Origin of the sequence: Pseudoalteromonas sp. S1650 (assembly GCF_005887195.1) — a bacterium.
GTDB lineage: Bacteria > Pseudomonadota > Gammaproteobacteria > Enterobacterales > Alteromonadaceae > Pseudoalteromonas > Pseudoalteromonas simplex.
The window spans coordinates 1-961 of record NZ_PNDF01000182.1 but is presented as its reverse complement, the minus strand read 5'-3'; the positions used below and the strand labels follow the sequence as shown (position 1 = coordinate 961).

The 961-nt window shown below is 41.1% G+C and carries 1 pseudogene; it reads left to right on the top strand.

The window, feature by feature from the left end:
- Window positions 1-961: pseudogene (locus tag CWB80_RS22095) on the top strand (hypothetical protein); the annotation flags it as partial.

Below are 961 nucleotides of genomic sequence, written 5' to 3'. Positions count from 1 at the left end.
ACGTGGACTTAATTTTTTTATAATTCATTACCTTTTAAGCTCTCCTGAACGGGCACAGTACTTTGCTCACTTTATTGAAGAGCTCAGATTAGCGAACCCACACAGCGAAGCCACACTTTCAACAGCTAACTCACTGCTTAAGAGTACTTTTAAAAATTGGTCGGAAATAGAACAAGGTTTTGCTGATTTTGTAGAGAATATCCAGCCTAGCTTCCATATTGTATCGGGCCCTTGGGAGCAAGACGGTAACGCTTACTGGCTACGTAACACTCAATCGACGGCATTATCGCGGTTAGATATTACCCCCCCCTCAACGGCTAATCACCCAGTCATGGACTTTCCTGCTCCAAAGCCGAGTTCGCTCATTGATGTGGCAAATAAACACCAAGTGGCCGCGCTAATCGAGTTCGAAGCTGCTCAATTACATCGAGGAAAAATTGGCATAGCACTACAAGGAAAGCGTAACCAAAAAAACCAAAAATATCGCCGTACTTTTGTTGGTGAAGAGCAGGCAAGTGATGATCAATTGCTGATGCTGCTTATTGAAGATGGCAGTCACTTAATTATAAATGCACAAAGCTACGATAACTTTAAAGCAAAGCAAATAGCCCTGACACCTGAGATAAAAAGTGCATTAATCGCAGATAAGAAACTTGCAATAAACCTAACGCTCGAGCAAGCACAATTAAGCATTAACTTACACGCTCAACGTGGTAGTAAGAAAGTAACCCAACAATTTTCTATTCCCCTGAATAAGCAAATGATTGCAACACTTAACAGCGAAAAGATCAGCTTGTTAGGTCAAAATAACAATCATAAAATCACCCCTTACTTATTTAATCCTACCCCTTCTCGCTTGTTGCCTATCACAGCAGAGAATGCGCTTACAAACCCTTGGCTTTTTAAAAATTATGATCTACTAAACCGAGTTTTTAAAACCAGCCAGCAACACCCGGGCTTT